Annotated in this window: 21 protein-coding genes and 2 pseudogenes; 11 read left to right on the forward strand and 12 right to left on the reverse strand. The window is 44.7% G+C overall.

Annotation, left to right across the window (positions count from 1 at the left end):
- Positions 1-130 precede the first annotated feature (130 nt).
- Positions 131-1750, forward strand: coding sequence for a methyl-accepting chemotaxis protein (locus tag ED652_RS10930; RefSeq protein WP_122054750.1), 1620 nt, complete (start codon positions 131-133; stop codon positions 1748-1750).
- Between the two features lie 148 nt (positions 1751-1898).
- Here ED652_RS10930 and ED652_RS10935 read toward each other — a convergent pair.
- Both ED652_RS10935 and ED652_RS10940 read right to left on the reverse strand, forming a co-directional pair.
- Positions 1899-2785: pseudogene (locus tag ED652_RS10935) on the reverse strand (mechanosensitive ion channel family protein).
- Position 2786: 1 nt separating this feature from the next.
- Positions 2787-5118: pseudogene (locus ED652_RS10940) on the reverse strand (ATP-binding protein).
- Between the two features lie 460 nt (positions 5119-5578).
- Between ED652_RS10940 and ED652_RS10950 the strand changes: the two are divergent.
- On the forward strand, positions 5579-7162 hold the full coding sequence (locus tag ED652_RS10950) for an ABC-F family ATPase (protein ID WP_102344574.1): 1584 nt from the start codon (positions 5579-5581) through the stop codon (positions 7160-7162).
- 169 nt (positions 7163-7331) lie between these two features.
- Here ED652_RS10950 and ED652_RS10955 read toward each other — a convergent pair whose 3' ends face one another.
- The 10 genes from ED652_RS10955 to fdhD all read right to left on the reverse strand — a co-directional run bounded on the left by ED652_RS10955 (position 7332) and on the right by fdhD (position 17310).
- A complete protein-coding gene (locus ED652_RS10955) occupies positions 7332-9221 on the reverse strand; it encodes a methyl-accepting chemotaxis protein (RefSeq protein WP_122054752.1) in 1890 nt (629 codons plus the stop codon).
- Positions 9222-9524: 303 nt separating this feature from the next.
- Positions 9525-9629, reverse strand: a complete 105-nt coding sequence (gene cydX, locus ED652_RS10960; protein ID WP_080585223.1) for a cytochrome bd-I oxidase subunit CydX — start codon at positions 9627-9629, stop codon at positions 9525-9527.
- Between the two features lie 26 nt (positions 9630-9655).
- The gene (gene cydB, locus ED652_RS10965; RefSeq protein WP_122054754.1) at positions 9656-10792 is read right to left on the reverse strand and encodes a cytochrome d ubiquinol oxidase subunit II; all 1137 of its coding nucleotides are present in this window, start codon (positions 10790-10792) and stop codon (positions 9656-9658) included.
- 9 nt (positions 10793-10801) lie between these two features.
- A complete protein-coding gene (locus ED652_RS10970) occupies positions 10802-12418 on the reverse strand; it encodes a cytochrome ubiquinol oxidase subunit I (RefSeq protein WP_122054756.1) in 1617 nt (538 codons plus the stop codon).
- 108 nt (positions 12419-12526) lie between these two features.
- Entirely contained in the window at positions 12527-13135 is a 609-nt protein-coding gene (locus tag ED652_RS10975; RefSeq protein WP_065112601.1) for a DoxX family protein, read from the reverse strand.
- Positions 13132-13899, reverse strand: a complete 768-nt coding sequence (locus tag ED652_RS10980; RefSeq protein WP_122054758.1) for a putative DNA-binding domain-containing protein — start codon at positions 13897-13899, stop codon at positions 13132-13134. The genes ED652_RS10975 and ED652_RS10980 overlap by 4 nt, the downstream gene beginning before the upstream one ends.
- Complete coding sequence (locus tag ED652_RS10985; RefSeq protein ID WP_122054786.1) at positions 13892-14794, reverse strand: DUF692 domain-containing protein; 903 nt, start codon at positions 14792-14794, stop codon at positions 13892-13894. Before ED652_RS10985 ends, ED652_RS10980 begins: the two co-directional genes overlap by 8 nt.
- 98 nt (positions 14795-14892) lie before the next feature.
- Positions 14893-15207 carry a hypothetical protein gene (locus ED652_RS10990; protein ID WP_017112074.1) on the reverse strand — a complete coding sequence of 105 codons (315 nt, stop codon included), beginning with the start codon at positions 15205-15207 and terminating at the stop codon, positions 14893-14895.
- Between the two features lies 1 nt (position 15208).
- Positions 15209-16150, reverse strand: coding sequence for an MBL fold metallo-hydrolase (locus ED652_RS10995; RefSeq protein ID WP_065112603.1), 942 nt, complete (start codon positions 16148-16150; stop codon positions 15209-15211).
- Positions 16151-16485: 335 nt separating this feature from the next.
- Positions 16486-17310 (reverse strand): formate dehydrogenase accessory sulfurtransferase FdhD, encoded by an 825-nt coding sequence (fdhD, locus tag ED652_RS11000; protein ID WP_017107095.1) that lies wholly within the window; start codon positions 17308-17310, stop codon positions 16486-16488.
- Between the two features lie 356 nt (positions 17311-17666).
- Between fdhD and ED652_RS11005 the strand changes: the two genes are divergently transcribed.
- The 9 genes from ED652_RS11005 (at position 17667) to ED652_RS11045 (ending at position 26665) form a co-directional block, all read left to right on the forward strand.
- Positions 17667-18131 (forward strand): DUF3305 domain-containing protein, encoded by a 465-nt coding sequence (locus ED652_RS11005; protein ID WP_122054760.1) that lies wholly within the window; start codon positions 17667-17669, stop codon positions 18129-18131.
- Positions 18121-18810: a DUF3306 domain-containing protein gene (locus tag ED652_RS11010; protein ID WP_122054761.1), complete on the forward strand. Its 690-nt coding sequence runs from the start codon at positions 18121-18123 to the stop codon at positions 18808-18810. The genes ED652_RS11005 and ED652_RS11010 overlap by 11 nt, the downstream gene beginning before the upstream one ends.
- A 301-nt stretch (positions 18811-19111) precedes the next feature.
- Positions 19112-20773 carry a 4Fe-4S dicluster domain-containing protein gene (locus ED652_RS11015; RefSeq protein ID WP_102352939.1) on the forward strand — a complete coding sequence of 554 codons (1662 nt, stop codon included), beginning with the start codon at positions 19112-19114 and terminating at the stop codon, positions 20771-20773.
- A 9-nt stretch (positions 20774-20782) separates the two neighbouring features.
- Entirely contained in the window at positions 20783-21415 is a 633-nt protein-coding gene (locus ED652_RS11020; RefSeq protein ID WP_122054763.1) for a molecular chaperone, read from the forward strand.
- A 76-nt stretch (positions 21416-21491) separates the two neighbouring features.
- Positions 21492-21692: a twin-arginine translocation signal domain-containing protein gene (locus ED652_RS11025; protein WP_029225905.1), complete on the forward strand. Its 201-nt coding sequence runs from the start codon at positions 21492-21494 to the stop codon at positions 21690-21692.
- A gap of 10 nt (positions 21693-21702) precedes the next feature.
- Positions 21703-24558 carry a formate dehydrogenase subunit alpha gene (locus tag ED652_RS11030; RefSeq protein WP_065103416.1) on the forward strand — a complete coding sequence of 952 codons (2856 nt, stop codon included), beginning with the start codon at positions 21703-21705 and terminating at the stop codon, positions 24556-24558.
- Between the two features lie 11 nt (positions 24559-24569).
- Complete coding sequence (gene fdh3B / locus ED652_RS11035; RefSeq protein WP_010440854.1) at positions 24570-25178, forward strand: formate dehydrogenase FDH3 subunit beta; 609 nt, start codon at positions 24570-24572, stop codon at positions 25176-25178.
- A gap of 13 nt (positions 25179-25191) precedes the next feature.
- The gene (locus tag ED652_RS11040) at positions 25192-26265 is read left to right on the forward strand and encodes a formate dehydrogenase subunit gamma (RefSeq protein ID WP_122054765.1); all 1074 of its coding nucleotides are present in this window, start codon (positions 25192-25194) and stop codon (positions 26263-26265) included.
- Positions 26249-26665, forward strand: a complete 417-nt coding sequence (locus ED652_RS11045) for a hypothetical protein (RefSeq protein ID WP_102327404.1) — start codon at positions 26249-26251, stop codon at positions 26663-26665. The genes ED652_RS11040 and ED652_RS11045 overlap by 17 nt, the downstream gene beginning before the upstream one ends.
- Positions 26666-26873: the final 208 nt, after the last annotated feature.

The following is a 26873-nucleotide window of genomic DNA, read 5'->3' on the forward strand; positions in this document are numbered from 1 at the left end:
GAGTACCTCCTTTTAGATATGTAACATGGTGTATATCTTTCGATCTTGATGCATATTATCTGAACTGTACGAAATTTTGATAACTTGGTCGAAAATCCATAATCAAAACAAATAATAAAGTTAGTCAGCTATGAAATTAAGTAACTTATCTATCAAATCAAAACTCGTATCCATCGTCATTTTATCGGTTGTTCTATTGGTAATGGCATCCACTTTTAATCTAATGCAACAGCGCGCTAGCTCCATGGAAGAGCGGCAAGATAAACTCAGTGCACAAGTAGAAACAGCGGTCAGCCTAGCTCAACACTATTATGCCCAACGAAATGTTCTTGGCGAAGAGACAGCAAAGAAACAAGCACTGCAAGCTATTGAAACGCTTCGCTATGACAGCACCAACTATTTTTGGATCTTAAACCAACAACTCAACATCATTAGTCATCCACTCAAGCCAGAACTCAATGGCAAAAATGCGGGTAACTTAAGAGATGGCGCAGGCAAGCATCACTGGCGTGAGATGGTCACCATCTCTCAAACAGCGCAACAGAAAGGCTTTCTTGACTACCAATGGAAGAGCCCGAATGGAGAGTTGAAAGACAAGATCTCATACGTACAACTGTTCCCTGAATGGAACTGGGTACTAGGGTCTGGAATTTTGGTCGCTGATATTCAAGATGCGTTCTATGCGTTGGCGATTAAAGAAGGGATGGTTGCGGTTGTGTTGTCTGGTCTGTTGTTTGCGATGGGCTACGCGATATCCAATAACATCCTTGTGCCGCTTAACAAGCTTATCGATAACACCCATAAGATTGCCGATGGCGACCTTCGTGTACGTATGAATATGACGCGTAAAGATGAGCTAGGCGATATGAGCCAACAGATCGACACCATGCTCGATAAATTGCAAAGCACGCTGCGTACCGCCAATGAATCTGCGGATCTGTCCAGTAACATGGCAAGCCACATTGCTCAAGCGAGTGAAGAGGCGGCGACCAGTGTCAATTCGCAACACGCTCAGCTTGAGTTATTGTCAACTGCGATGACAGAAATGAGCGCCACCATTTCAGATGTCGCGGTTAATGCAGAGAACACGGCGGCGAGTACCAATAAAGTCGTCGATCATGCCAATCAAAACGATAAGAACATGCAGGTCACGTCTAAGACGATCTCTCAAGTTTCAGAAAACATCTCTACGGCAAACGAGTTGGTAAGAGACCTACGATCCGGTGTTAGCGAAATAAGCCAAGTGGTCAGCGTGATCCGTGATGTATCAGAGCAAACTAACTTATTAGCGCTCAACGCGGCGATAGAAGCGGCACGTGCAGGTGAACAAGGAAGAGGGTTCGCAGTTGTGGCAGACGAAGTTCGTAACCTTGCTAGTCGCACTCAGAACTCAACCAATGAAGTGCAATCGACGATTGAGAAACTGACTCAGCAAGCCGAGCGTACTTTTAAAGCGATGCAAAGCAGCAACGAGAAAGTGGATCACAGTGTCGTGGACTCGAATGAAACCCGTCAACAACTGGATGTGATTGTGAATGAATTACACAACGCCAACGACATGGTAGCTCAAATTGCAGCAGCCTCGGAGCAACAGAGCACGGTAGCAACCGAAATGAGTGAAAGTGTCACTGGGATTCACCTGGCGGCAAACGAAGTACTGCAAGCTTCACAGTCACTCGCAGAAGACAGCCAGAAAATGGCCAACACCACAGAACACCTTACCGATCAGTTGAAGTACTTTAAAGTTTAATCCCAACCTAGGTTTAGCCGAGTAAAAGCTAAGCTAAAACCTCATAAAAAAACACCTCCACACTTGAGATAAGTTTGGAGGTGTTTTCGTTTGTAGATGACTAATTAGCTCATTCGCTCAGCAAAAGGAGAGCGTTAAGCCAATCTTGTTAATGTGCCGTCACTGAAATCTTCGGTGGGTTAATGTTATGCTTCTTAAACTCTTTCATCACACGCAAGGTAATGTCGGTTTCAAACAATTTCTCATAAGCCGTATCGACCACATAAGCCTTACAAGTTAACTGTATTGCTAGGTAGTTATCCGTAATCGTCTGTTTAACCAGAACCGTAACAGGCTTAGGCAAGTGGATATAACGACTTGAAGACGCTGCCTCTTGAATTAAGTCACGGGCTAGGGTGATGTCTTCGTCCATGCTGACATAGAAGGGGATCACCACTTGCATATCCAATGCGCCATAGTTACCGCTCGTCGTCACTTCATTCAAGAACTTGTTGTTCGGGATCGTGATGATGTCATCGTTCAGCGTTCTCATACGAACAGAACGCAAACCGATGGTGATAATATCGCCGTAGTTACCTTCAAACGTGACGCGGTCACCAAATTGAAAGGGTCTATCGATCATCACCGTGATACCAGCAATGAAAGAGGCCACCAAGTCTTTAAGCGCAAAGCCAACGGACACGGACACGGACACGGCGAGGGTACCACCAATCAGAGCGAGTATTTGGTCGTTGATACGAAAGCTCATCATAAACACAATTAACCCCGTGCTCACATAGATGAAGAACTGCATAAACGATTGAAGCTTTTGCAATAGCATCCGATATTGCACAAATTGGCTACCAAAGCTCGTTACCAAGGAGTTGATGAATTTGAGCAATAGCCTACGATAGCGGAGAAAAACACGCCACTCCATCGCACTAAACTCGCAATCTTCGAGATGTTTTCTACGTTGGCCAACTCTTCCGTCGCTAAGGTCGGAAAACTCACAGTAGTCGCAAGGCCAACAAGTAATAGGATAAATAATTTCTTCATTTTACTTCACCAATAGATGTTGACGGTCGAGAACGTTAGTAATGTGGCGGAACCAGTGATCGGAAATTTTTGCCTTCTCTTCACTCCAACCAATGTAACCTCGACTTTCGAAGTAGCGCAAAATGCCCGTAATCTCAGCAATACTCAGTTGAGTACAGTCAGACAGAACTTCAGGAGAGGCTATCTCTAGCTGAACAATCGATCGAAGCACGGCCAACATGGGTTTGGGCATGTTCTCTAATTCTTGCGCTTCAGGCACATGGAACAGCCTGACGACAGCTTGGTCGGTGTCTTTGTTTCTATTGAGAGATAAACGGAAGAAGCGCAGCGCCACTGTAGGGTTACCATCAGAGTAATGCCATAGAATTCGATAGAAGCCTTGGCGAGCACGTTCTTCTTCTGTCATCTCATCTTGGTCCCACTGTTTAGGAACCACCAAGCCATCAAACGACAACGGCTTTTCTAATTCGGTATTGATACGGCTTGTTAGTAGCTCGCCGATTTGCTTCTCAGTCCAACGAGGTAGGAAACACACGAAATCAAACAATAGACGCTCACCACGAGCTCTATCGACAAATCGCCAGCTTGATTTAGCAATCGACATCACTACACGGTGATTCTTTTTAGAACGGCGCAGTAAGTTAGTTAAGCGAATCAGATCAGACAACCCGCCAACCATCGGCTTAACAAGTCGTTGTGCATTGTCGATCGCGATCAGGTAAGTGGTTTCACTTTTACGTAGGTGAGCCAGAATCTGAATTTCAGTCGCTTCTTCTTCCAGTCCGATGCTTACAGCTAAGTGGCAAAGAAACTCTTTGTAACCCGCATAAGGGCAGGTTCAGCGTTGGTGACTTTATGTAGCAATGTGTAGAGCAGCGTTGTTGAAACCACGCCACGCTCACCAGACACAATACAAATCGCTGGGCTGTCAGACATCAGATAACGGTTAAGTTGTTTAACTTCGTCGCCCGCATAGTCAATCAAGGTGCTATCGATTGAGCCTGGCAGAACGTATTCAAAGGTTTGATCGCCTTTGATTCTCACGAGGTTCTGTTGGTTCTTATCAAGGTCGGACTGTTTTGCAACTTCAATTCTAAATAGATAAGCAAGCGCCTGACTAAACAGGGTATAACCGGATAACAGCGCCATAATACGATGCTGGAAGGTATAAACGGATAGCCATACAATACCAATTGCGGTTGCCAGTATATTCAGAATAAATGTGTCTTGGCGATTCACAGCCCAGTTCACCCATACAGGGCGATCTGAAATATGTTGTAGCGCATCAAACACTTTTGCGCGCCATAGCCTCAATACTGAGATGGTCACAAGAACAAACCAGAAGAACAGAGCACTGTAGATCCAGCTGTAGATCGTGCCTTTACCTAGCGTACGAATCGAAATCTGCAGAATCACACCCGCGACAATGAAGCTCCATACGTAACGACGAATGGTCGAGAGGCGCAACGCAATGATTTCTTGGTTTGATGTACGACCTAATCGGTAAGCAAACTCAAGAATAAAGCTGATTGCTATCGAGCCACCGAGAATCCACCACGTAAAGATCTCGAGGAAAATCAAGTGTTGTAAGCTCGGTATGCTTGAGAGAATACGCAACGAAATAGTAATCGCGATTAACCACGCTATCGCTCGATGGGCACGACTCTCGTACCAAATCAAACGCACCAAGAATGGAGGGTTCTGTTTCGCTTCTAGGAAATTAACTCGGAACAATTCAATCAGACGCGTGCTGTTTGATAGCCACCACACTAAACCGAAGTAAATAAACAGCACTTTCAGAGACGCGCCAATCACAGGAACGGGTGAAATGAAGATGTCTTTTATCAACGCTTTGAAGCTACGAGTTTGGAAATACACCAGATATTCAACGTTGAGCTTAGTCAGTCGCCACTCTTGCTTAAACTGCGTGACACCATAAGGGCCAAAACCCGTTAGGCGCTCTTTGTTCGCGGTGGTAGTTTGCTCAAGTAAGTGCTGCTTACTCACATTTAAACTGTTTAATGTTACGTAGCTCGATTCAACGTCAAACCACAGATCCGCATCGCTGTTTTTTCGATAATCCAGAAGCTGTTGATCAAAGGTTGCGATTTGTTGGTTTTGGACACGAAGCACTTCAGCCAATAAAACATTGACCTTACGTTTGTCAGCCGCTTCCATAAACAGAGGGCCGGGAGTGCATTAATGCGTTGATCCAGATCTTGGGCAATGTCAGACACCTGAGGACGTGACTGTAAGTCATATTCCAAGTTGGCATGACTAGGCCAAGAGATCATGGCCAAAGTGAACAATAAGAAGCGTGATAATGAACGCATAAAACTCTCTTAGAATTATGAGGTTAGGATTACTATAGTTAGATAATGGTGCTTTGTGAAATCTAACCCTTTTTCGGGGGCGAGTACTTTATTCCTGTTTCTTTCATCTTTGTCATGAAATTGTCAGGGTTTGGGCTAGTATTTGAGCATCAGCCAGTACCGTGAATAAATAGGGGAAAGTAGGTTAGGTTGTAACGATGCGCCGTGCGATATATTCAATTATCCGTGGGATTTAAGGCGTTATATAAACCCTATTATCGGCGGCTGTTCGCTATTTTGTATTTTCCTCATTGTGGCGTTTTAATGAACACAAATAGAAAATCAAAAGTGTGAGTCAGCTCAAATTATGATTTGGCTAGGTTATCACTCACTTAATGGCCTGTAATTGCAATCAATACTTGAAGTTAAAGCCCCGAAGAAGTAACGTTGCGGCGTTTTTCACATTAAAAAGGTAAAGGCATTGATCTCCACAGCAAATATCACTCAACAATTCGGCGCTAAGCCACTTTTCGAAAATATTTCAGTTAAGTTCGGCGAAGGTAACCGTTACGGTTTAATCGGCGCGAATGGCTGTGGTAAATCGACGTTCATGAAGATCCTATCAGGTGAACTTGAACCAAGTGCTGGTAACGTAAGCTACGATCCAAACGAGCGCGTAGCTAAACTAAACCAAGACCAATTTGCTTACGAAGAATTCACGGTAATCGATACGGTTATCATGGGTCACAAAGAGCTTTGGGCTATTAAGCAAGAGCGTGACCGCATTTACTCTTTGCCTGAAATGAGCGAAGAAGACGGCATGAAGGTAGCTGACCTTGAAGTTCAGTTCGCTGAAATGGACGGTTACATGGCAGAAGCAAAAGCCGGTGAGCTTCTTCTTGCTGTAGGTATTGAAGAATCACTGCACTTCGGTCTAATGAGCGAAGTAGCACCGGGTTGGAAACTTCGTGTTCTATTGTCTCAAGTACTGTTTGCAGACCCGCATATCATGCTTCTTGACGAACCAACGAACAACCTGGACATGGACACCATCAAGTGGTTGGAAGATACGCTTAACCAACGTAACTGCACAATGATCATCATTTCGCATGACCGTCACTTCCTAAACTCAGTTTGTACACACATGGCTGACCTTGATTACGGCGCACTTCGTCTGTTCCCAGGTAACTACGATGAGTACATGACAGCAGCGACACAAGCTCGTGAACGTCTACTTTCTGATAACGCTAAGAAGAAAGCACAAATTGCTGAACTTCAAACGTTCGTTTCTCGTTTCTCTGCTAACGCATCTAAAGCGAAACAAGCAACGTCTCGTGCTAAACAGATCGACAAGATTCAACTAGACGAAGTTAAAGCGTCTAGCCGTCAAAACCCATTCATCCGTTTCGAACAGTCTAAAGAACTATTCCGTAACGCACTTGTGGTTGAAAACCTAGCTCAAGGCTTTGAAGAAGACCTATACAACAAGTTCGATGCGATTTTCGAAGTTGGTGAGCGTGTTGCTATCATCGGTGAGAATGGCGTAGGTAAAACAACGCTTCTTAACACACTAGCGGGTGCTCTAGAAGCGCGCGAAGGTGAGTACAAGTGGTCTGAAAACTCAAACATCGGTTACTACGCTCAAGATCACGCACATGATTTTGAAAAAGACATGAACCTGTTTGATTGGATGAGCCAATGGCGTCAAGAAGGCGAAGACGAGCAAGTTGTTCGTGGCTTCCTAGGTCGTATGCTGTTTGGCCAAGACGACATCAAGAAATCTGTAAAGGTTATCTCTGGTGGTGAGCAAGGTCGTATGCTTCTTGGCAAGATCATGATGCACAAGCCAAACATCCTTCTAATGGATGAACCAACGAACCACATGGATATGGAATCTATCGAAGCGCTTAACTTGGCTCTTGAGAACTACAAAGGCACATTGTTCTTCGTATCTCACGACCGCGTATTCGTAGACTCTCTAGCGACTCGTGTTCTTGAAATCAAAGAAGGTAAGATCAACGACTTCCGTGGTACTTACGCTGAGTTCTTGAAAGCACGCGCTTAGTACACATTAAACATGAATATGTAATACAACGTTATTACGTATTCATGATTAGAAAGGCCTCTATCTTATTAGCAAGATAGAGGCCTTTTGTTTATCTTTCTCTCGGTTTTTCATATCAGCTTTTTCATCGCAAATACGCCGAGCGGTGGTCTCAAATGCTTTTTGCTAATCAATACTTGAACTGCGCCACAATATTCTCAAGCTTCACACTCACGTTCGATACTTGTTCACTGCAACGAACAGACCCAGATACCACTGTATGAGTATCACTCGCTAGGTGTGCGATATCGGTGATGTTGCGGTCAATCTCCGCTGATACCATGGATTGCTCTTCAGACGCCGTGGCAATTTGGCTGTTTAAGTCGAACATTTCCCCGACTTGAAAGTGTATACCTTCAATCGCATTCACCACGTCTTTGGTTTGGTGCTTAACTAAGCCCGTTTGCTCTAAGCTCACTGACATATTAGCGACCGTTTTTGCTATTCCCGACGTTAGGCCATGAATGGTTGATTCAATTTGATGAGTTGAATCGTTAGTCATTAGCGAAAGCTCTCGCACTTCGGAAGCAACGACTGCAAACCCACGACCGTGATCGCCAGCTCGCGCAGCTTCTATTGCTGCATTTAGCGCGAGTAGGTTAGTTTGTTCCGCAATGCCTTGAATCGTAGTAACGACTTGATTGATTTCGCGACTCTGATCTTCGAGCTGAACAATTAGGCTTTGTGACTCAGCAATATTCTCGGCCAGCACATTAATGCTGTCATTAGTTGCGTGGGTTTCTTGCAACGCCTGATGTGCATTGTCTTTTATCTTCTCAGCGTTCATCGCTGCGTTTTCTATGTTCGCCGTTACTTCATTACTGGTCATCACCAGCTCATTAACTGCCGTCGCTACTGATTCAGATTGTTGCTTCTGCTTCTCAGCATTACTCATACTTTTGATTGCCGCTTCTTCAGAGCTACACGAACTATCGGTCAACACCGTCATCACGCCAGACAGCTCTTTAATATTGCCATGCAGTTTATTGATGAAGGTATCGAAGGAATGCGCCAACTGAGCAAGTTCATCGTTGCCTTTGGCGTTCATACGCACGGTTAAGTCGCCATCTCCATTGGCAATTGATTCCATCATCACGTTTATCGCTTTAATTCGCGCAAGTATGTTGCGACCAATAAACACCAACAGCAAAGAGAGCAGCGCAACAATCGCCGCGCCAAAAAGGTGTAGTGTGTTTTTGGTATGTGTACTTGCCGCGGTGATAGCTTGGCTTATCTCGGTTTGTACGGCTTCAATGGCTTGTTCTGTTTGGTGGACGTTGCTACGTAAGGCACCTCTAAGACCTAGTTCTGCCGACAAGCCTAAATTGGTGTTGGCCAATAGGAGCGTTTCAACCGCAGCTTTGTAGTCCGAATAGGCTTGCTCTGTTGCAACCGACGTTTGAGAGTAGGGTTCAAACTCTTTAAGAGCATCATCTAGCGCCATATGTGTTTGGTCATTGATATGAGCGAGATAATGGAAGTCTTTTTCAATCAACTCCAATAGCGCAAGCTCTAAAGCCAAACTCGATTCAGATTCGATCGCTGATTTTAACGCGGTTCGTTTTCCATCTAACATAGCGACAAAACCTAAGGGCGCGGTCGTACGTTCAATGTTATTTACTTGTTCGACAATTTGGTGAAACTGCTTTTGATATTGATGAAGAGTGTCCGAAATCTGTGCCATTTGGTCAGACAGGTGAAGCTCGTGTGAAGCTAGAGTTTGGTTCAAAGTCACCAATCGTTGATTCAGAGTGTTGGCGGTTTTGTCGAAGCGTTCTGCGTATTTGTTATCGTGGCGAGATAAGAAATCTTTTTCGTGTCGCCTCAGCGTGAGTAGGTCAACAGAGCTCCTCAAATTTTCAGTAGCAGCACGTTCCAAAGATTCAAGCTTATCTAAGCTAAACTGCTCGTAGATGGCATAGATAAAGACTGAAACAAACAGGGTGAGGTTGATTAGAATGAATTTACTGCGTATTGAAAGAGACAGCGAATGACGCTGAGGTTCCGATGGATTACTCATGGTTAATTCCCTTTAAGCCAGTGACGTTAATATTCATCTTTGTTTTGTAATTAATAGATTCATTAAAATGATGAATATGTAACTAATAGCTTATAAGGTTGTTAAAGCAAGGTTCATTGGTAGCAAAGGCTACGATACAAAAAAGCTTAGATACATAGAACTCATATAGAACAAGGCATGAATAAGAAAGCCCTCATTAACACGAATGTCGGTGATCTTTGAGATCGTAGGCATCGCATTTAATGAAGGCTTTTAAGTGAGTTAGCTTATTGTTTAGTTAACACTTATTACTGAATTTACCGTTCAGTTTTGTTCATCGAGAAAGTCGGTGTGTTCTAGCCATAGCGCATTAATAATTCCAAACGCGCAGGCGAGTAATACGCCCAGTACCCAACATAAATACCACATAGGTTATCCTCCTATTTCATCTCTAATTAATACAGTGACGAACTGTTATCGTGAATGTATTGGCTATCTAATCGACCGAACATTTTGTAGTAACACCAGATTGTGTAACCCAAAATAATTGGCACCACGATAACTGCGACAACCGAGATAATGCTCAGTGTTAACTCACTCGATGTTCCGTCCCACAGCGTTAAGCTATGCGAAGGCATCAAGCTAGACGGCATGATCATTGGGAATAGGGCAACGCCCGCTGTTGTTATGATGCTTGCTATTGATAAGCTCGAAGAAGCGAAGGCCAAACCAGCGCGGTTAAGTCGAGTCATCACGGCACAACTCAGCATTCCGATGATACCTAGCGCAGGAATTGCCAAAAGTATCGGGTAGTTTTCGTAGTTATGTAGCAGTAAGTCATCAAACTTCACTACATGCTTTAATAATGGGTTTGAAACACCATCGGTCACAACTGGGCTAGTAATCAGATAACCCGGAAGTGTATATGCGTATAGCCCACCAACAATAAACAGACCTACAGTCACAAGCGCCATACATACGATCACTTTCTGCGCACGTTGTTTTAAATCACCCGTCGTTTTCATCTGTAGGAATGCCGCGCCTTGCGTGACAACCATCGCCAAGCTTACCAAGCCACATAGCAGTGGGAAGGGCGTTAATAGATCCCAGAAACCACCTTGGTATGACATCATTAGCAATTCGTTAAATTCATACGGAACACCAATCATCAAGTTACCGAAACCAACACCAAAGATAACCGGAGGAATGAAGCCACTGACGATAAGTGCAATATCACAGGCTTTCTTCCATTGCGGGTTGTCGATCTTAGCGCGGTAATCCATACCGAGTGGTCTTAACCACAAGGTCGCCAACACTAAAATCATGGCTAAATAGAACCCGGAGAATGCAGCCGCGTAGATTGCAGGCCAAATCGCGAAGATAGCGCCACCCGCGGTAACTAACCATACTTGGTTACCGTCCCAGTGAGGGGCAATCGAGTTAATCATGATTCGTCGATCAACTTCTGACTTTCCTAGAACTGGGAGCAACGCCGCAACGCCCATGTCGAATCCATCGGTAATGATAAAACCGATCAACAACACGCCAATAACTGCCCATGTAAACAGGCGAAGATTTTCGTAATCAAACATCTGAATTCCTTAATGAAGATCGATAGTTTTATCTAGCTTGCTCGGTGCGCATTGCTCACCTGTAATAGCAAGATCTTGGTTTGATCGCTCATGATGATAGCGACCAGTCTTCAGTGCGCTCGGGCCCATTTTCGCAAACTTAACCATCAAGAACATTTCTATAATCAAGAACGCGGTGTAGAACAAATAAACCAAGCCGATAGAGATCCACAGACTTGAAGCGGGTAGATCAGAAGCCGCCATATTGACTGGTAGAATCTCACCAATTGCCCATGGTTGACGGCCATATTCCGCAACAAACCAACCGGCTTCACAAGCAATCCAAGGAAGTGGAATCGCGCATATCGTTGCTTTCAGTAACCAACGATTGGTACCAATCTTACGGCGACAAATTTGTACGAATGAAAGACCAATAATGGCGAACATTAAGACGCCACACACCACCATGATGCGGAAACTCCAGAATAGCGGGGCTACCGTTGGGATTGTGTCTTTGGCTGCTTGTTTGATCTGTTGTTCTGTTGCATCCACCACGTTGTCGCTGTATTTCTTAACCAGTAATCCATAACCAAGATCATGTTTAACCAATTCAAAGTCATCGATATTTTGTTGTGATTTATCACCAGAACGCAGTTTTTCTAATAGTCCATAAGCTAAGATGCCGCTGCGAACACGTTCTTCATTCTTTGCCAATAAATCATGAATCCCGACAACTGGCGTATCCAAAGAACGCGTTGCGATAATACCCATCACGTATGGGATCTTAATCGCGTAGTCCGTCTCCATGGTTTCTTGGTTTGGGAAACCGAACAGTGTGAATGAGGCAGGGGCTTCTTCGGTCTGCCATTCAGCTTCGATAGCCGCTAGCTTCACCTGCTGAACATCGCCCAACTCATAACCAGATTCATCGCCGAGCATTACTGTCGACACAATCGCAGCCATGCCAAAAGCACTTGCGACTGCAAATGAACGACGAGCGAACGGTAAATCACGGCCTTTAAGCATGTAGTAAGCACTGATACCCATAATAAATAGCGCGCCGGTTGTATAACCTGCCGCAACGGTATGCACGAACTTCACTTGAGTCACTGGGTTGAAGATCACTTCGACAAAGTCTGTCATCTCCATACGCATTGTTTCGAAGTTAAACTCTGCGCCCACTGGGTTTTGCATCCAGCCATTGGCCATCAGAATCCACAGGCCAGAGAAGTTCGAACCCAACGCTGTTAACCACGTTACCGATAAGTGCTGACGCTTAGAGAGCTTGTCCCAACCGAAGAAGAACATACCCACTAAGGTTGATTCCAAGAAAAACGCAACAAGCGCTTCAATGGCAAGCGGTGCGCCAAAGATATCGCCTACGTAATGCGAGTAATAAGCCCAGTTGGTGCCGAACTGGAATTCCATGGTTAGGCCGGTAGCAACACCGACAGCAAAGTTAATACCAAACAATTTACCCCAGAACTTGGTCATGTCCTTGTAGATGGTTTTGTTGGTCATGACATACAGCGATTCCATCACTGCGAGCAAGAACGAGAGGCCTATAGTTAGGGGGACGAATATAAAGTGATAAAGAGCGGTACTTGCGAATTGAAACCGCGACAGATCAACGACATCTGTAAGCATAAAAACTCCTTCCCGCCACGAGTGTGACGGGTAAGACAATGGAAAATAAGATGATAATTAGAGAGAACTAATTAAAGGTTTTACATGTAACTGTGTGAAAAGAATCTATTACCAACGAAGTGCTTTGTTTTGTTTTTTAGAGAACTGTTTACGTAGCCAGTAATCTGCACTCACGTAACGACCACCACCATAAACAAGCAATACCAGTAACATCACGAAGTAGGTGCCTGCGAACTCCATACCGTTGTTCAGCATTACCGGGTCGCCAAGTTCAGTTATGTAGTTGTATCGACCAGGGAAGTTAACCGAGAGCCACTCGATGAAGCCATTAAGTCGAATGGTTGCTTCCATATCGCCAGTCGCAATCGCATCCCAACCGTGTTTCCAGTGAACCATTGCACTCGCGACGCTCATCATGAAAATCATTGGAATTGATATAAAGCGAGTAAACAGACCTAACGCGATACAGATACAACCCAATACTTCGGTCGCTGCCGCTAGGAATGCCAATAACTCTGGGAAGGGAAGATTAAGGCCACCATCGGCTGCAGAGGCACCAAACCATGCCACAGTTCCCGAGAAGCCCAGCACTTTAGAGCGTGCACCGACATAAATAACCGGAATCAAATAGAGACGTACTGACAGTAGTACTAAGTAATCGTATTGTTTGCATTTGTCGACAATTGCGTCGTACCAGCTGAGGGCTGACTTAATCATAATTTTTCTCCTAAAGAGTGAACGCCAATCAGTTCAATTTCACTGAAGTGTTCGACCCAATTAATAAATTCGAATCTCGCCAATTGTTGAGCAATTATTTGTTTTATATCGGCTAAAGAACGATTTGGTTGTTGTTGGATTATTTGGATAATCGCAACATCAATTTCTCTTAGTTTTATCGTGTTGACGCGTTGGTCAGAGTCGCGATAAATCGCGTAATAAACGGGATACCGCCTTTGTGTTAGAAACGTCAGCGACTCACCATGAATAATGAAAGGTACCTGCACGAGCTTCATCGTACTGTTGACTAACATACCCAATTGAAGCTGTCGTTCATCGATGTGAAAGTCACGCGTCCGCGACAAAGGCAGAACTTGCTTTGAAGAATCAATCTCAACGCAAAAGGCACACCATTCGTACTCCAACACCGCCAGTTGATCGTCTGTAAGTTCATGTGCTGCAGTTAAGCTAGAGATGTACATTGGTTGAGTTCGACGTTGAACAAAGCTGACAAACTCAGTTGCTATGTGATGAAATTCTGGCTCTGAGGCGTAATGCACGACAACAAACTCATCAACTAACATCAGTAGTTGGTCTTGGTCGACTTGCTGACAAAACAGCGGGAATGTGTTGTTCAATACACCAAATACGTTGTCTCTAATGAACTCGCTGTATCGACACACTGCGTTGTCTTCAAGTGGCGAACGTATCAATGCGGTTAACGCCTGCGTTTGAGTGATCATCATGCTAGGAGGGTTATGCATAAACCAACTCCTGATTCATTGGACGATGAGCAACACCTGCGTTCAATACCTGACGATGCACTGTTCGTAACTCTTCACTAAGCACAACCAAAGGAGGTACGTTGTTGTCTCTTTCAAGTAACAACGGTTTGCTGCCATGAAGATCGAACACATAACGCGCCAAGTCGATAACCTCTTGCTGTACTTCCATACCGTGGGTATCAAGTAGCGACTTGTTACTTTCAATCGCTGTGTTACCTGCAACCGATCTGTCACTCTCAACCAAATGCCCAGCAATGTGGTAATAGCGAATAGCATCACTTGGTAAAGCCTTAAGCATTTCAGCCGCATCAAAGTGGTGGTTCTGACTGTTCACATAAAGATTGTTGATATCGACCAACAACTCACAACCACTGCGCTTTGCTATTTCAGCGATAAAATCGCCCTCTGGCATCTCATCTCCGTAATTGTGGTAATAAGAGATGTTCTCCATGACCAAAGGACGTTGAATGATGTCTTGGACTTGCTTGATTCTGTCCGCTAGATAGCCGATGTTTTCTGCACGGCGTGGCAAAGGTAACAGTTCATACAGATACCCTTGGCTGTCTCGAGAGAAACTCAAGTGTTCGCTGTATACCTGAATATTCAGTTCATCGAGAAATTGACCAACCTGACGAACAAACTTCGTATTAAGCGGCTGACAATCTCCAATGGATAAGCTCAAACCGTGTGCGATCAAAGGGTATTGCTTCGCTATATCCTGTAGTTGTTCGCGCTTAAGTCCGCCTAAGCTCATCCAGTTCTCGGGAGCCAACTCCAGAAAATCGATATCAGGGTGCTTTGGGGAACGAGCGAGCAGTTCAATATGCTCACTGCGTAGCCCAATGCCTTTGTCTGTATTCTGAATCATTCGCACTTTATGGTTTAACTCTCTGCTTTTAGGAGCTCGGTCGTTTGATGCTGAAGCTCTAGTTTTTAAAGCTTTAGTTTTTATAGCATGAGTGTTATGCGTTTCTACTGGCCACATACACCACCTGTCACCTTGCTATTCGCCATTAAGATGCGCTCTTTACTTGGCGAGATACCTTCAGCCGTTAAGCCACATTTCCCATCACGTGCACGCACTAAACGGTCTTGAGGGTTGCTTGTCAGTTCCGCTTTTTCGAAGCGTTTTTCTGTACCACATTTACCCGCGGCACATTTACCTCCGTGTCCTGAAGATTGTTTCGCTTCAACAGGCGCTTCGGCAGGTGCATCAGCAAACGCCATTGCAGAGTTAAGACTAATCACAGACGTGATCGCGATTGATAGGGCGATTTTGTTGTTCATATTATTTCTCCTTTACAGCAGACATAGGGAAACTAGCCAAATCACGACCAGACATGATTGGCCCGTCGTAGTATTCGCGTACGATTTTGATCGATTCAGATTTGCGCTTAAGGCCTAGACCCATCCAGTGGTTAAGTACCAACATTTTTGGATTGATCTCTTTAGCAATTTCACCGATGACAGAAGGCTTGGCGTGCATGAATGTAGAAACACCATCGGCTTGTTCATGAATCGCCATTGGCATCATCATGATGTCGGCGCCACGAGCGAAGTCTAAGAACGCAGGGTTGCTACCATTTTGGTCAGCTGAAATCACCATCACGCCTTCTTCACTTTCGATTCGGTAAGCGAGACAAGGCACATCACCATGAGGAATACCCAGAGCAGTGATCTTCAAACCATCTTTTTCGTAAACGACGGTTGGCTCTGTGGACTGATAGTCAACATCGGTAAGATTGACTGGGAATAGGCCATCGGTTCCATCGTATAAGCCAGCAAGGTAAGCGTATGCGCCATGGTCTGGGTCAAAATTCGCTGCGAAGTAACCGTTAAGGCTTGGGAATGCAGAACCTGCGGTTGGACCTGAAATCTCCAATGCCTTGTCACGTTCAAAGAAGTAGCCACCTTTAAGAAGAGCAGGCAAATCATTAACGTGATCGGTATGGAAGTGAGTGATACCCATGAAATCTAGGTCTTCAAGTTTTGCACCCGCTTGACCAAAACGTAGGTAAACGCCTCCGCCGGCATCAATCATGATTCGTGATTTGCCTTTCCACCATACGATTTCACCGGATGATGCACGTAGGTCATCCGAGATAGGACCGCCAGAACCCAGAATTTGTAGCGTAAAATCCGTATCGACTGGCTTAAGTTCAATTGCGTGACAGTTGGCGCCCAAGGTCAGTCCAAGAGCGATTGCTAGAGCTTTTAAAGGCTGTTTCATATTGTTATCCAATTATTTGTTTCTTATGTGTTTTCTTCGAAGTGAGCATTCAAAGAAGTGAAGCTTTTTCCAAGCAGCACAATAAGTGCGTGCTTCGTCCTGTTCACGGAACACAAGATAAAGAATTGTTAACGTTCGGTATATCTAGTTAATTTGAAAATAACGTTCAGTAAAACCAAACGAAAAGATCGAAGTCGTTTTGAAAAGGGAAATGTACTTGAGAAATAGGGGGGGAGATTAGGAGTTTGGAACGAGAAGAAAGGTGGAATTAAGGTGCAAGCTTACACTTGCACCTTAATTCTAATAGATAACCAATGTCTAAAACGAATGATCGTTTACTGGTCACCTTTTACATCGAATTCAATCTTCTCTGCGCCAGTGAACACTTGGAAACGCAGGCCTTTAGCGCGAGCAATGGTTGTGATACCAAATTGCTGAGCCAAATCTAATCCCATTTGCGTTACGCCTGAACGTGATAACAGAACAGGAATACCCATCTGAGCCACTTTGATGACCATTTCAGAAGTCAGGCGGCCAGTAGTATAAAAAATCTTATCTTCACCAGACTCTTTGTTAAGCCACATCTCACCAGCCAACGTATCTACCGCATTGTGACGGCCAACATCTTCAACAAACGATAGAACTTTGTCGTCTTTGCAAACTGCGCAACCATGTACCGCGCCAGCTTTCTTGTAGGTGTCGTTGTAATGAGTCAGTGCTTCTAGAGCGGTGTAAATTTCAGATTGCTTAATCTTGGTTTGAGGCACTTGGTAATCTTCCAACTGCTTCATCACGTTACCAAACATGGTGCCCTGACCACAGCCAGAGGTCACCGTCTTCTTCTTAAGCGCTTGCTCAAGCTGGCTCGTATCTTCATTGGTGATGACCGCTGCAGAGCTGGTTTCCCAATCAATGATGATAGATTCAACCGCTTCAGGGTCAGAAAGGAAGCTTTGGTTCTTCAAATAACCCAAGACTAAAGATTCAGGGCGTGAGCCGAGCGTCATCAGGGTTACGATCTCTTTCCAGTTCAACATGACGGTAAGAGGGCGTTCACAAGCGATCTGTTTGGTTAGCTTCTCACCATATTCATCAAACACTTCAACTTCGATTGTTTGAAGTGGGTTTTCGCTAGTTTTTATTATGTTTGGTTTTACCACAATCACTTCCTACTTAATGAGATAGGGTTGTAACAAGAGGGTCTAACGCCGATCCTGTTAATCGATTCTTTAACTCATGCTTAAAGCAAATCTTATTCCAAAATAACGGGTATTCAGGAAAACATGAAGCATTCGATTAAAATAGCGCAAAATATGAGAGTTCACCGAGTGGAGTTGTCTGAATTTACGTGTATCGACTACCGTTATAGATACGACTTAATAACGAAAGCCATCATGTAAGATGGTAAAAGTTAACATGTATTGGCGTGTTTATTGCTTTATAGCGCTTATATGATTGAGCTAAGTACAAAATGTCCTAAGCACATTCAGACCAAAGAAAATCAATTGGGTGAAGTATGTCTGAGATAAAAGAATTCAAAGAACAATATGAAAAAACAGAAGCAGCTTGGCCAATAGGTGTCCAAAGAATAGAGAAAGAGATCAAAACAGGTATCTGGGTAACCACTCAATGGGAATTGATGGGGTTTGAACTGTCGCCAAAAGATGACGCCCCAGACGTTTGTTTACTTCAATTACACAAAGACGAGCGTACTGACTACCGTTTCAATTTAAGCTCCCAACAACCCAAACTATTCTTAGTGATGGATAACGTTGATTCAGGTGTTGAGCCCGTTATTCAATTGCTGACAGCTTCTCAGTCGGTCGCAGGGCAGTATATGGATGGAGACAATCAAGTGTTGTCTTACGATATTCCTTTGCCCGTACAGGCTTGGATGGAAGCCTTCATCGGCCGTCATGGTGAGTTGCTAGAAGCAAGACGTAAGAAACGTAAAGGTGCGGGTAGATCAAATGGCAACTAACTTCTTTAGCCGTTGGTCTCAACGAAAGCTTGATGGATCCACTGACGAACCTTTGGAAGTAGAGCAAACACTGGAAGCACCAGAACTCACTTCTTCTGATTCTTCATCTTCTGAGATTTCGCCTGCTGATCTTTCGTCTGAAATGGAAGCAGCAGCGCCTCAGTCTTTAGAGAGTGACGCTTTAGAAACCAATGAAGAAGTTCACGCTGCTGACGTTCAAGATCCAGAACCAGAAGCCACTGAAGATTTGTCTGTTGCTCAATTATTAGTGTCGGAAGCCTCAGAAAGCGTAAAAAAAGCCGCATTACGTAAATTATTCCTCTCAGAGGAGTTTAACGTGCGTGATGGCTTAGACGATTACGACGACGATTACAGTAATTTAAAGACTCTTTCTGAAGGTGTTGCAGAAACTCTTCGCGATTGGGTAAAAGACAAGACAGAAGAAGACACAGTAAACGAACCTGAACAAGTCGCTGATAATGAAGAAGAAACTTTGATTGATGAGGTTGATGACTCTATTAATGAAGCCGAAGAAACCGAACCAGAACTTAGTAAAAGTGACGAAATTGCGGGGGAAGAAAAAGAACTGTATAAAAACACAGTGGTCAGCAATAGTGATACTGAGACTAACGAAGATGACCTAAAAGAGATGGGACAAAATATACCACACAAAGAATAGGTACATTTTGACTAAACACTCAATGAGCCGCTTGCGACAAAATGTCCCAAGCGGCTTTTTTGTAAGCTTAACAAACTAAAAAACAGGCTAATTCATTGAAAATAATGAATTATTAAATTGGCATGGCATTTGCTAAATATCGTTCATTATCGACTTTTTTGTAGATAGCCAGAGTAAGGTTGACTAGATAATGAATAGCTAATGAAATCATTAGTTGTTAACCGATTACTCAGCAAGTTCTCTAACGCTAACTACAATGAAGATTGAACAGATTATCCATGTCCAAAGATGGAACTGAGCAATGCTTAAACAATTATTAGAACAAGCAACTTCAAATAACGCTAAAGCAAGACTGTATGCATTTGAAAATACAGTTGAGTTAACAAACCTAATTCCACCGACAGTAAGTTATGAGAGCGGGGGAAATACACTCATCATTGGTCCAACAAAGATCATTGAGAGTGCGGCTGCGCAACTACCTCAGCTGACGAGTCTAACTTTACTTTCTACAGATGGAGAAAAGGGAACTAACCCAGAACTGTATTTCGCAAATTCGGTTCAAGTATCCGGTTTCCTTGGCACGTTTGAAGTTCTGATTGAAAGCAAAGGTACATCAAGTAACTTGGCAAAAGTGGCTATTAATCACGATTGTTTCGATGTGGTTTTAGACCTTTGCCTGAATAGTTGCATGACTGAAGAAGTCCCTGTTCCTGGTTATTACCCAGTAGGGCGCGGTTATCCAAAATTGGCTGAAGCGTTAGAAGAGATTCCAACGCTAATGGGCACGTTCGATAAGCCTAAGTTCTTCCGTCTAGACACTGACCTATGTGCACACAGTTCTCGTGGCGTTAAAGGCTGTGAGCGTTGTGTTGACGCTTGTCCTGCTGGTGCTCTTTCAAGTGAAGGTTCAGATAAGACAGGTCACAAGATTGAGATTAACCCTTATCTATGTCAAGGCGTGGGTACTTGTGCAACGAGCTGTCCTACAGAAGCAATTACCTATGCGCTTCCAAACCCTGACGATACCCAAAAATTCATTGAACGTACGCTAGCGAATTACGAGCAAGCGGGCGGTCTTGATCCTATAGTGCTTATCTGTAGCTCACGTCATGAAACCTACAATGTGATGGCACTTAAAGCACTGCCAGATAACGTGATTCCGATTGTGGTGGAAGAACTACCATCTATTGGTATTGATACGTGGTTTGCAGCTCTAGTGAATGGCGCGACTCAGGTTCTGTTTGCAGCTTCTCGCTTTATGCCAGAAACCATCATTCGCGTTCTGAATAACGAAGTCGGGATCGCTCAAGAGCTTCTTGACCAGATTGGTATTCCGAAAGAAACCATCGATATCCTTTACCTAGAATCGCTTCGCGAAGGCCCTCCGACACTATGTGTTGATTCGTTCGACCTTGCACTTGGCGATCTTCAAGGCAATAAGCGTCAACGTTTATTCACAGCACTTGATGCGATGTCTTCATCTCGTATTCCGGTTGAAAACATTGTCGAGCTTCCTTCGAATGCGCCATACGGCACGGTTTCGTGTGAAAGCAAAGATTGTACTTTGTGTATGAGTTGTGTGGCTGTGTGTCCAACACGTGCTCTGCATACCGACGGTGCGTCTCCATCGCTTAAATTTGTAGAACAAGACTGTATTCAATGTGGTCTGTGTGAAAAGGCCTGTCCTGAGAATGTTCTTACTCTGACTCCTCGTATGAATTGGGTGAAAGAAGAGCGTCAACAAGCGGTTGTGATTCATGAAGAGAAAGCTGCGGAATGTTTACGTTGTCATAAGCCATTCGCACCACAGTCTATGATTGACATGCTACAAAATAAGTTACGCGGTCACTCTCATTTCTCAGATGAGACAGCAATTAATCGTATTGCGATGTGTGAAGACTGCCGTGTGGTAGACATGTTCGATTCAATGGCTCAAGACCCATTGAAACAATTGAAATACTAGGAGTTGGACTTGGATACTCATTTAGATCAAGAACAGACACTAAGAACTGAAATCTATCTGGTTCTTTCTGCATTGTTTCGTAGCGCACCTTCTGAAGAGGTGATCGACTTTCTAAAGACGCTGGATATTGAAGCGTCTGAGAGTGCAATGCAAAGGGCTTGGATTGCGATTCAACAAGCAGCAACCGAATCAAACCGCGAAGCACTAGAAGATGAATATCAGAATCTTTTCATTGGCATTGGCCGCGGAGAGATTGTTCCATTTGGATCTTGGCACAGAACAGGATCGATGATGGAAAAACCATTAGCTGAGATCCGTCACGATCTTGAATTGCTTGGCATTGAGCGTGATGAGCAGGTTAAAGAGCCTGAAGATCATATCGCGGCTCTTTGTGAAGTAATGGCGATGCTAACCGATGAAGAAGACGCGCTACAACAAGCCGTTTTCAATAAACATATCGGGCCTTGGTTTAACTCTTTTACACGTCAGCTTGAAGCAGCAGAGAGTGCAAACTTCTACAAATCTGCAGCTCAGCTATGTGAAGCATTCTTAACGTTGGAGCAGGTTCGTTTCAGCGTGAATACAAAAAGCAGTAAACACAAATTAAAGATTGATGTGAAAAACGTCACTGATTACGAGTAATCGAGCAGTACGCGATTATATCGATAGAGGGGCATGAAGCCTCCAAAAAGATCTACCGCAAGGTAAGGAAGCAATGATGAAAGATAATAAAGAAATAGATACAAGCCGTAGAGACTTACTCAAAGGTTTAACGACTGCAGCCGTTGCTGGTGCCGTTGTCGCTGGTACAACCAAAGTGGCAACCGCTTCAGAAACGGTTGAAATGCCTGAAAAAGACGTGAAGAAGACGGGCTATCGTGAAACGCAACATATTCGCGATTACTACGATACACTTTAGGAGATAACGGATGAAACTTGTCAAACGCTCCGATAGTGTGAGCAAAGAAACCAATCAGCTAGGTGTGTCTCGTCGCGCCTTCATGAAAAACACTTCACTTGCTGCTGGTGGCGCGGTTGTAGGCGCAAGTCTATTCGCACCGGGCATGATGAAGAAAGCACAGGCTAAATCGGTCGACCCAGAAGCGAAAACAGAAGTAAAACGTACTATCTGTTCTCACTGTTCTGTAGGTTGTGGTATCTACGCTGAAGTTCAAAATGGTGTATGGACGGGTCAAGAGCCTGCTTTCGATCACCCATTTAACGCTGGTGGACACTGTGCGAAAGGTGCAGCACTGCGTGAGCATGGCCACGGTGAACGTCGTCTTAAGTACCCAATGAAATTGGAAGGCGGTAAGTGGAAGAAGCTTTCTTGGGAACAAGCGATTGAAGAGATCGGTAACAAGGCGCTAGAACTTCGTAAAGAGTCTGGCCCTGATTCGGTTTACTTCCTAGGTAGTGCAAAACACAGTAACGAGCAAGCTTACGCATTCCGTAAGATGGCGTCTTTGTGGGGAACAAACAACGTTGACCACCAAGCGCGTATTTGTCACTCAACCACAGTAGCGGGTGTTGCAAACACTTGGGGTTACGGTGCGATGACAAACTCGTTCAATGACATGCACAACTGTAAGTCGATGCTGTTCATTGGCTCGAACCCTGCAGAAGCTCACCCGGTTGCGATGCAACACATCCTGATCGCGAAAGAGAAGAACAACTGTAAGATCGTGGTTGCGGATCCTCGTCGTACGCGTACTGCTGCGAAATCTGATCACTATGTTTCTCTTCGTCCGGGTTCAGATGTTGCCTTCATTTGGGGCATCTTATGGCATGTATTTGGAAACCAATGGGAAGACAAAGAGTTCATTCGCCAACGTGTATTCGGCATGGAAGAAATCCGTGAAGAAGTGGCGAAATGGAACCCAGCAGAAGTTGAGCGTGTGACTGGTGTAAGCGAAGAAGACGTTTACCAAACTGCGAAACTACTTTCTGAAAACCGTCCGGGTTGTATTGTTTGGTGTATGGGTGGTACTCAACATACTACTGGTAACAACAACACTCGTGCTTACTGTGTACTTGAGCTAGCGCTCGGTAACATCGGTAAATCAGGCGGCGGTGCAAACATTTTCCGTGGACACGATAACGTACAAGGCGCAACGGACCTTGGCGTACTGTCTGACACACTACCAGGCTACTACGGCTTGTCTGAAGGTTCTTGGCGCCACTGGTCTAAAGTCTGGGAAGTTGACTTTGATTGGGTCAAGGGACGCTTTGACGACAACGCATACGGCGGTCAAAAACCAATGAACAGTGCAGGTATTCCTGTATCTCGTTGGGTTGATGGTGTACTTGAAAACAAAGACAACATCCGTCAGCGCGAAAACATCCGTGCCATGTTCTACTGGGGTCACGCGGTGAACTCTCAGACTCGTGGTCCAGAGATGAAGAAGGCGATGCAGAAGCTGGATATGATGGTTATCGTTGACCCATACCCAACAGTTGCAGCAGTAATGAACGATCGTACTGACGGCGTTTACTTGCTTCCTGCGACAACTCAATTTGAAACCTACGGCAGTGTAACGGCATCAAACCGTTCTCTACAGTGGCGTGACAAAGTGGTTGAGCCTCTGTTCGAATCTAAACCTGACCATGAAATCATGTACCTTCTTTCTAAGAAGCTTGGTTTCTCTGATCAGCTGTTCAAAAACATCCGTGTTGAAAACAACGAGCCGCTTATCGAAGACATTACTCGTGAATTCAACAAGGGTATGTGGACGATCGGTTACACAGGTCAAAGCCCTGAGCGTTTGAAAGAACACCAACAGAACTGGCACACGTTCCACAAAACAACGCTTGCTGCAGAAGGTGGCCCTGCAAATGGTGAGACTTACGGTCTGCCGTGGCCATGTTGGGGCAACCCAGAAATGAAACACCCGGGTACGCATATCCTTTACGATACGTCTAAACCGGTAGCAGAGGGCGGCGGTAACTTCCGTACTCGTTTCGGTGTAGAGTTCGAAGGTCAAAGTATTTTGGCGGAAGACAGCTACTCGAAAGGCAGCGAAATCAAAGACGGTTACCCAGAATTCAGTGACAAACTTCTGAAGCAACTGGGTTGGTGGGACGATCTAACTGCAGAAGAGAAAGCTTCAGCGGAAGGTAAAAACTGGAAGACTGACGTTTCTGGCGGTATCCAACGTGTGGCTATCAAGCATGGTTGTATCCCGTTTGGTAATGCGAAAGCGCGTGCGATTGTTTGGACATTCCCAGACCGCGTACCTCTACACCGTGAGCCACTTTACACGCCACGTCGTGATCTTGTTGCTGATTACCCAACTTGGGACGATAAAGAAGCGATTTTCCGTGTTCCTACGTTGTACAAGTCAATTCAAGACCAAGACAAATCTGCTGAATACCCAATCATTTTGACTTCTGGTCGTCTGGTTGAGTACGAAGGTGGTGGTGAAGAGACACGTTCAAACCCATGGCTAGCAGAACTTCAACAAGAGATGTTTGTTGAAGTGAACCCGAAAGACGCAAACGACATTGGCTTCAAAGATGGCGATGATGTTTGGGTTGAAGGTGCTGAGAAAGGCCGTATCAAGGTGAAAGCGATGGTTACTCGTCGTGTTAAACCGGGTTTAGCGTTCTTGCCGTTCCACTTCGGTGGTAAGTTCGAAGGCGAAGATTTGCGTTCTAAGTACCCAGAAGGCACTGATCCTTACGTTATTGGCGAAGCAGCCAATACAGCAACCACATATGGTTACGACCCTGTCACGTTGATGCAGGAAACGAAAGTAACCCTTTGTAATATTCGTAAAGCGTAAGGAGTCTTAAAATGGCTAGAATGAAATTTCTTTGTGACACCAAACGTTGTATCGAATGTAACGGTTGTGTCACTGCATGTAAGAACGAAAATGATGATGCTCTGGAATGGGGTATTCAACGTCGCCGCGTTGTGACACTGAACGATGGTGAGCCGGGTGAAAACTCTATCTCAGTCGCATGTATGCACTGTACTGATGCCCCTTGTATGGCAGTTTGCCCAGCAGACTGTTTTGAACATACAGAAGACGGCATCGTACTTCACAATAAAGATCTATGTATCGGTTGTGGTTACTGCTTGTTTGCTTGTCCGTTTGGCGCACCTCAATTCCCTAAACAGGAAGCCTTTGGTGAGCGCGGTAAAATGGACAAATGTACCTTCTGTGCTGGCGGCCCTGAAACAGAACCTGGTTCTGTGGAAGAGCGTCAGAAGTACGGTGCGAACCGTATTGCTGAAGGCAAGCTACCAATGTGTGCTTCGCTTTGTTCAACAAAAGCGCTGCTTGCAGGTGATGCTGAACAAGTCTCTGATATCTTCCGTCAGCGTGTTGTAGAACGTGGTGCGAAAGGTGCTGGTTGGACAGACGGCAACGACCTTTCTTACGATGCGATGAAGAGCTAGTTAGGAGAGACATATGCTTACAATGTTTAAGCGTCTCTTCCTTGTTGTGCTGCCGATGTTGGCAGCACTAACAATGCTGTCTCCTTTGAGTCATGCATCTGAGACGAACTCATCACAAACTCAATCGAGCTCTGCTGAAAGAGAAATCACACAACTTGCTGGCGCTGATTTTTGGCGACAAGTAAGAAACGGTGAGGAAGGTTACACCACATCTCAATCGGCTGAGCACGGTGTGTTGATCAGTACTCCGGGTCAAACGTGGTACATATTGAAAGAGAAGTGGATGTCGCCAGCCGGTGCCGTCGCTATCTTTGGCAGTATTGCTTTCGTTACTCTAATGTACGTTGTGATTGGCCCATTAATGCTGAGTGCGCCAAGAACTGGCCGTAAGATCAAGCGTTGGTCTCGACTGGATCGTGCGTTGCACTGGAGCATGGCGTTTACTTTCTTAACGCTCGCGTTCAGTGGTTTGATGTTGGTTTACGGCAAGCACTTTTTAAAGCCGTACATTCCAACTGACCTTTGGGGCTTTATCGTTCTATTGGCAAAGCAATACCACAACTACATCGGCCCGATTTTCTATGTGCTGTTGATGGCTGTTCTTATCAAGTGGTGGCGCAAGTCAATCTTCAAGATGGTCGATATCCAGTGGTTCATGAAACTGGGTGGTATGGTAGGGAAACACAAAGGTTCTCATCCATCTGCAGAGTTTTCGAACGCGGGTGAGAAAGCGCTATTTTGGCTGCTTATCGTTATGGGCAGTGTCGCTGCGATCAGTGGCTTGGTGTTAGATTTCCCAATCTTTGGCCAAACACGACGTGATATGGAGCTTTCGAATTTAGTTCACATGCTTGCTGCTTTGATCCTTATCTGTGGTTTTGTGTTCCACATTTATATTGGCTTGTTCGGTATGGAAGGCGCACTAGAAGGTATGGTAACAGGCGAAGTCGATGAAACCTGGGCTAAAGAACACCATGACCTTTGGTACAAAGAAGTGATGGAACAAGAGAAAAACGGCGTTGAACGAAGCGCTAACGTAGCAACAGAGAAAACGGAAGGGGTGAATAAGAATGAACAAACCTCATAAGGGTATTTGGATTGCTTACATCCTAAGCTGCTTTACACCATTGACTTGTCTTCTCTCTGGTGTGATTGCCATTATCTACGCGGGCTATCGTTTAGATAAAGGCGAAGACGGCGAAGTCGTGGATACCCATTACTACGGCTTGATTCGCTCGTTCTTCTTGAACCTGACGTTCTTTGTTGTGCTTATCGTCACGGTAGCGACCTCTAACGGCGTGTTAATTGGTGTGAACGATTACTGGTATCAAAACCATATTATCGATGACATCGCTTACTACATTCCATATATAGGCATGTTATTCGGTGGTGTGGCGATTGTGGTTTGGTTTATTCGTATGTATCAAGGCATGCAGCGTTTAAGTCAAAACCTACCGCAAAACCCGACAACAGGTCCAAACCTTTAAGCGTTTATATGTAAGTCGTTTGGGTTACCAAACTCGATAATAGCTCCTTTATCGATGAGTTAACTCTAATCAGCGAAAGACATTAAAAGCCCAGTGATTCATTTCACTGGGCTTTTTGTCGTATGGTCGCTAGGTAACTGATCTAATGCCCTACATTGACCGCATCAATATGGTGCAATTCCCTCAATTGGTGCAATCAGTTATCGAA

This window comes from Vibrio sp. Evd11 (assembly GCF_900382755.1).
GTDB lineage: Bacteria > Pseudomonadota > Gammaproteobacteria > Enterobacterales > Vibrionaceae > Vibrio > Vibrio lentus.